Here is a 6,500-nt window from a genome sequence, read left to right on the forward strand (position 1 = left end):
TGCCCGATTCGCACTGATGCGTAGACTCAGACGGCAAAACATCTGGTTTAATAAGTTTTAGAATCCTTTCAGTTTCTTTCTGAATGAATTCCTCTCCTTTTAAACAATATGACCGAAGACTTTCAGGTCGCACCATCTCAATCACGTATCTGGCCCCAGTGGAATCTCTGCACAGAACATCAACAATACTCTGCTTATCAGAGGCAATTTCAGGGTCCATAATGGTGCTAAGGAATTCAACTTCTTGTATAGTATTTATTTCAGTAAACCCCAAAATATCATTCAAAAAGTGAATAAGGATGTTCTTATTTTTTTCAGTACCGAATATTTTCTTAAATGTTAAATCAAGCTTAGGATCTAAAAATTTTGAAAGAGCCATAGGGAATCGACTTAAAAAGCATTAATAATTATACACAATTGTGAAGAAATATTCAACGTTTTTGTGCTAAAGTCTATTAAAGTTAGCTAAATTTCAAGAGTTGGCAAAAAACTACCTTCATAGATGACCATAGAATGCTACTGCGCACCTTAGCTGTTTATTTTATCATCTTTTACAACTCCCTCCATAAACCCCAGCAAATGAATTCATGAGCTATAAAGAGCTTTAAAAACACTTATTTTGGGTGTGAGAGATTAACCTCCTAATAAAAATACAAGCCCAAAAGCTCAATTACGATTTACCTAATATCGTGAGGACAGGTTCATTAATCTCCCACACCTTTACATGATAAAGATCTTGAAACTTAGTGTCAACATTTCAGTAGCAAATTTATGTTAAATCTATATCCTGTCAATATGGACAAAAAGAAGGTTATAATATATACAGATGGATGGAAATCCGGGGCCTGGTGGATGGGCAGCCGTGGTGATGTATGAAAATAAAAGTATCTTTATCAAAAAACGCATCTCTGGAGGTGAAGAAAACACAACGAATAACAAAATGGAGTTAAAGGCTGTGATTAACGGGCTAAAGATGTTGAAAGTTTCTTGCAAAGTTGTTTTACACACTGATAGTCAGTATATTAAACAAGGTATAACAGAGTGGATCAACAAGTGGAAAACAAATGGTTGGAAGACAGCTGATAAAAAGCCAGTAAAGAACAAGGAATTATGGAAGGAATTGAATGAAATTGTCTTGCAGCATGATATTAACTGGAAGTGGGTTAAGGCTCACAGTGGTAATACCTATAATAAAGAAGCAGATAGACTTGCTAGAAAGAAATCTAAAAAGCTAAAATATAGAGATTGTGAGATCAAGAAATCACAAAAAAATAGAGGGAGCTCTAAGTTTTATAGATTGGAGGGAGTGTTATGGCAATAATTCTTTTAGACACAAAAACTATAAATCGTATAGCAGCGGGAGAGGTAATAGAAAGGCCAGCGAGTGTAGTAAAGGAATTAGTAGAAAATGCAATAGATGCTGGAAGTTCAGAGATAGAGATCAAAATAGAAAGTGGTGGGCGTAATCTTATAACTGTAACAGACGATGGAAATGGAATAGAAAAGGAAGATTTGGAACTTGCGTTTATGCGCCACGCTACTTCAAAATTAAGCGATAGTGAGTTAATAGAAATCAAACATCTTGGCTTTAGAGGAGAAGCTTTGCCTTCAATTGCAGCAGTAAGTAGAATGAAATTATCGTCTAAGGCAAGTGGAGCAAAGGAAGCATGGTCTATAAGATATGAGGGAGGAGAAAAAATAAGAGAGATTACCCCTTGTTCTTTGTTGCAAGGTACATATATTGAAGTTCGTGACTTATTTTTTGCTACACCAAATAGACTAAAGTTTCTAAAAACCGAAAGGGCAGAAACACAAAGTATTGTTGATATTGTGAATAACTTAGCGATGATTAATTATAGTATTGGGTTTACTCTCACTTCTGGTAATAAAAAGCTCTTAAAATATGTTAAGCAAACTTCGCTGTTCAACAGATTATGTGAAATAGAAGAAGAATTTCAAAGCAATTCACTGGAAGTTAAAGAGGAAGAAGAAGGCATCAAACTTAAGGGACACATCTGTAAACCTAATGTCAATCGTGGCAACTCAACTCAAATTTATACGTTTGTTAATGGAAGGCCAATAAAAGAGAATCTACTTGTTGGTGTAATTAGATATGCGTATCACGATTTTATTCCAAACAATAGGTATCCTTTTGCAGTGTTGCATTTAGAAGTACCATATGACCAAGTAGATGTAAATGTGCATCCAAATAAATCGGAAGTAAGATTTCAGAATAAAAGGCTAATATATGAAATAGTGAGAAGAGGGATAATAAAAACACTATCAACGAGATTTGCAGCGGGTGATCAAGGTATTGAAGAGGAGCTAATTTTTAATGATAGTAAAAGCCAAGAGCAGGTTGATAGTCAAGAGAAAAAAGATCAAAAAGAATTTTATGAAAAGAGGCCAAGTCTTTTAGAAAATCATTTAATGAAAGAATTCAATGCACCAGATGAAAGAAGGCAAAGCTTACCAGAAACGTTTAAATATGGAGAATCTCCAACCCAAAAGGGAACGATGGTTCTAGAAAAGAAGCAAATTGATTTGATAGAGGATCACCCTCTAGGATATGCACGCTGTCAGGTCTACAATACTTACATTATTGCTGAGGCTGGAGATAGGCTGATTATAGTAGATCAACATGCAGCCTATGAGAGATTGATATACGAGTGCTTAACAAGCATAAAAAGACAAAAACTTCTCATTCCTGAAATAGTTGAAATTAAAAACCAAGCTGGAATGGAGATGGTTAAAACTTATAAAGATAAGCTTTTTGAAATGGGTTTTGGTATTGAAATAGAATCAGAAGATAAAGTAAGGGTAAAAGAAATACCTGCAATCTTGGGAACAATAGATATAAAAGAGATGCTAGTTGATATAGTAGATAAGTTAATGGAAATAGAAGATACGCTACCAATAGAGGATAAGGTGAACAAAATATCATCCATAATCGCTTGCCACGGAGCAGGAAGAAAAATGAAATTGGAAGAGATGAATGAGATACTAAGACAAATTGAGAAAACTCCATATTCTGATCACGGAAGACCAACGTATATAGAAATGAAACTAAGTGATATAGAAAAATTGTTTGAAAGGAGATGAGTTCAGTTTGTCAAAAAGGTTGCCAATTAAGTATACGTAACAGCTCTTCTGGTTATGGAGTATAAAATGTGAAAAAAGAGAATAAATGCTCTAATTTTTTAGATTACAAAGTAATAGGACAGGAAGTAAGAAATCGTAGATTAGCAAAGGGCTATACTCAAAAAGATTTAGCAAAAAAAATCGATACAACATATCAGGTAATACTGCAATATGAAAAAGGAACACGCAGAATTTCAATTAAGAAGTTATATGAATTAGCAGAAGCATTATCAACAACTGCTAGAGATCTAGCTTGCGGACAAGAAGTATCAAATGAGGAAAAGTACGAGGGAGAAGAGGTATTAAATCTAGTAAGAAGACATAAAGAGATTAAGGATCAAGAATTACGTGAAACGTTTTATTTATTAACCAAATTCATCCGTATTAGTGAGGAAGAAAGTGGAAAGGCAGTAAAAGTAGAGGTGGCAAAGGGTTTAGTTAAGGAAGGAGTTTCTGCTCATGTTATCTCTCGAACAACCAATTTATCTATTGATGAATATGATAATGATGAGAAAAAAATTTCTATTCCGTATAAAGTAGGTCAAAGAATAAAAGAATGGAGGTTGAGAAGAGGATACACTCAGGAAGATTTAGCAAGTAAAGTGGGTATAATAAATCAAAGAATATATGAATATGAACAAGGACGAGCTGCTGTTTCACTTGAAATGTTAGATGAAATAGCAAAGGTACTATCAATTAGTATTACAGACCTACTTCCAGAAACAACAGAAAATGAGAATAGTGAAGCAGAGCTATCAAAGTTAATAGAAGAATACAAAAAGATTAAAAGCCAAGAACTACGTAATGTACTAATAAAATCTCTGTTTGAAAGTATACAAGTTTGCAAAGAGAAAGTGGAGAGAGTAGAAAGGATGAAAATTGCAAAGAATTTAGTTAAGGAAGGAATTTCTATCAATATTATTTTAAAAACAGTAGGCATCTCTTTAGACGAAATTCAACAAATTTAAAATAAAAAATCAGTATCTATTAATATCTTTACTTTTTGATGAAAAAATAAGTAAAAAAGATTGAAAAATTGATTTGACTTCACTCAAAAGCTATGGCCTTATGCCAAGACTGCTAAAAAATGGCAGTAAATATATAAAAACATTTTGTTATTAGTGAAGGGTAATTTTTATGAATAATAAGAAAGATCGTAGAGAAGAAATAGAATTCAGAGCATTAGAAAGCAACGGTAAAGCTCTACTTGATCGTGAAGTAATAGAAACGTTTCTAAGTGCAGTGCATGACAGGGAAGAAGCTCGAATTATTGCTAGAAAGCTAATAGATAGTTTTGGAATAGGAGGAGTTTTAGGCCAGGAAATAGATGACTTGAAAACTATAGAAGGGATAACTGACTCTACAGTAGCAGTAATTTTATGCCTAAAGGAAGCTGCAAAGAGAGTACCAAGAGAAGAGTTAAAGAAAGGACCTGTAATGGATAACTTGGAAACCATAGTAAAATATTTAAGGGTGAGTATTGGTTATTCGGAGGAGGAAAAGATGAAAATAATATATTTTGATCAAAAGTGCCATTTAAAGGGGGAAGAAGTGTTCACTGGTACAGTGGATAAGGTACCTTTTTACATAAGAGAAGTAACAAGAAAGGCATTAATAAGGAAAGCGACGTCAATAATAATATCGCATAACCACCCAGAAGGAAGGTTAAAGCCATCTGATGAGGATGAAGCTGTAACTAAAGACTTGGCTAAAGCTTGTCAGACTATAGGGATTAGGTTACTGGATCACATTATCATTACAAGTGTTGGATATTTTAGTTTTAAAGAGCAAGGACTGTTATAAAGCAGATGTTTGAAGTAGATGAAGAGTCTTACTTTTCATGAGTTATTTAGCTACTTGAATGAAGAAAGTATTTGCAAATACATTAATTCTTGTTTATAATTAATGAGAAAGTATATATTAAATTAATTATAAAGTAATAAAGTCGGTTATAGACTTAGTAAAATATATTTAATAGCGGAGGCTAATATGAGTAATAAAATAATTGTACCTTTTGATGATCAAGAAGGAGGTACTTACGAGTTAAACATTGATCTTGATAGATTATCAAAAGGTGAGGTGTTAAATGCGATTATAGGAATTGGTCGTACTAAGGAGCAATCCACCTTTGTAAGCAAAATTAATAAGGCTAAAAAGCCTGAGGAAATAGCACCTTTCCCTGGTAGAGAAGTTCGCGAAAACAAAATCAACTGTGGGAAAGGATTTGACTATGTTTATGGCACAAAACCTGCAAGTGATCAAGAAGATAAAAATCCATTTACCTCTGCCTTGCAAAAAATAAAGCCAAGTATAAGCGAAAGTGAAAAGTTGAGCTGGTTTAAGAGTGGAGTGGTAAAAGCAAAAACCCCAAAAGAGATGAACAAAGTTATAGATGAAGTAATAGGTGATGGAACAAGGCTAAATGCATGTAATGATGGGGAATGGAGTTTCTCAGAGTATGTAGTATTAGGTACACATTTTCATAAATTTGATAAGGTTGATCGTAAAAAGGTAATACGTAAATTAATGTTAAGCGGTGCAGAGTTTCATGATACTCTACTACAGAATAAACTGATAGGTGAAATCTATGATGAGCTACAACCAGAAGTTCAGCCACAGATAGATAAGCAACTAGAAGAACTAGAAAAAGCTGGCGAAAGTGCTGTTCAAGAAGGATCCTTAATAGATCTCGAGATAGACAATACAACATCATATATAGAATTTTCTGATAATAGCAAGGTAGAGGTAGCCAAAATACTGGAAGCAAACAGAAAGTTAGGAAGTAATATTTTAAAAATTGGTAATGATGCAGTTGAGGTTAAAAGCGAGAAGGGAGGTATAAGAAACTATATCGATATGTCAGATGAAAGCTCTATTATATTACAATTTCCTACAAGCATTGGTCAGCTAAATATTATATTGTACCACGATGTAAAAAAATATGATCAAGTACAAGTCAGAGTAGAAAACAAGGAAATGTGGGCTGAGTTACAAAAAAGAGGCGAAGAAATAGGAAAAAACTGCCTTTTTGGGGGAGTGAAACTTCAAGAAGCAGTAGAGAAAGGTAATTTCACTAGATGTGGCATATGGAATGAAAAGTATGCTATAAAAGAGATTAGCAATGATGAAGTATTGTCTTCATGGGTAAATAGGGTATGTGGAGGTAGTAAAGAAACCTTTAGGGAACTTTAATTCATTTATTTTAAGGTTCCAGAGTTTAGTGTGCCGTAGAGACACAAGGAATGTTCAAGTAAGAGCAAACTAAGTGCAAAAGCTACGCAATAGATGGGGGTGGGCCCCTCGGAGCCGGCTTACAAGAGCAGGCTTCAAACAACCATAAGCTGCTTTGGTAAAAAGCT

5 protein-coding genes and 1 pseudogene are annotated in these 6,500 nt (G+C 34.0%); 5 read left to right on the forward strand and 1 reads right to left on the reverse strand.

The window, feature by feature from the left end:
- On the reverse strand, window positions 1-379 hold a 379-nt coding region (locus ACJ5GX_RS02095; protein WP_495292651.1), incomplete at its 3' end, for a PD-(D/E)XK nuclease family transposase.
- Between the two features lie 416 nt (window positions 380-795).
- On the opposite strand from ACJ5GX_RS02095, the pseudogene rnhA reads away from it, so the two are divergent.
- From rnhA to ACJ5GX_RS02120, 5 genes and pseudogenes are all read left to right on the forward strand, one after another.
- Window positions 796-1,219, forward strand: a pseudogene (gene rnhA / locus ACJ5GX_RS02100) (ribonuclease HI); the annotation flags it as partial.
- A 92-nt stretch (window positions 1,220-1,311) separates the two neighbouring features.
- On the forward strand, window positions 1,312-3,102 hold the full coding sequence (gene mutL, locus ACJ5GX_RS02105; RefSeq protein WP_264377091.1) for a DNA mismatch repair endonuclease MutL: 1,791 nt from the start codon (window positions 1,312-1,314) through the stop codon (window positions 3,100-3,102).
- A gap of 68 nt (window positions 3,103-3,170) precedes the next feature.
- The gene (gene wmk, locus ACJ5GX_RS02110; RefSeq protein ID WP_264377092.1) at window positions 3,171-4,109 is read left to right on the forward strand and encodes a WO male-killing family protein Wmk; all 939 of its coding nucleotides are present in this window, start codon (window positions 3,171-3,173) and stop codon (window positions 4,107-4,109) included.
- 169 nt (window positions 4,110-4,278) lie between these two features.
- Window positions 4,279-4,944 carry a JAB domain-containing protein gene (locus ACJ5GX_RS02115; RefSeq protein ID WP_264377377.1) on the forward strand — a complete coding sequence of 222 codons (666 nt, stop codon included), beginning with the start codon at window positions 4,279-4,281 and terminating at the stop codon, window positions 4,942-4,944.
- Window positions 4,945-5,130: 186 nt separating this feature from the next.
- Window positions 5,131-6,333, forward strand: a complete 1,203-nt coding sequence (locus tag ACJ5GX_RS02120; RefSeq protein WP_264377094.1) for a hypothetical protein — start codon at window positions 5,131-5,133, stop codon at window positions 6,331-6,333.
- Window positions 6,334-6,500: the final 167 nt, after the last annotated feature.

Source organism: Wolbachia endosymbiont of Tuta absoluta (assembly GCF_059414725.1).

Coding starts and splice junctions, on each gene's coding strand:
- mutL (WP_264377091.1), top strand. CDS start 1,312: ATGGCAATAATTCTTTTAGACACAAAAACTATAAATCGTATAGCAGCG.
- ACJ5GX_RS02115 (WP_264377377.1), top strand. CDS start 4,279: ATGAATAATAAGAAAGATCGTAGAGAAGAAATAGAATTCAGAGCATTA.
- ACJ5GX_RS02120 (WP_264377094.1), top strand. CDS start 5,131: ATGAGTAATAAAATAATTGTACCTTTTGATGATCAAGAAGGAGGTACT.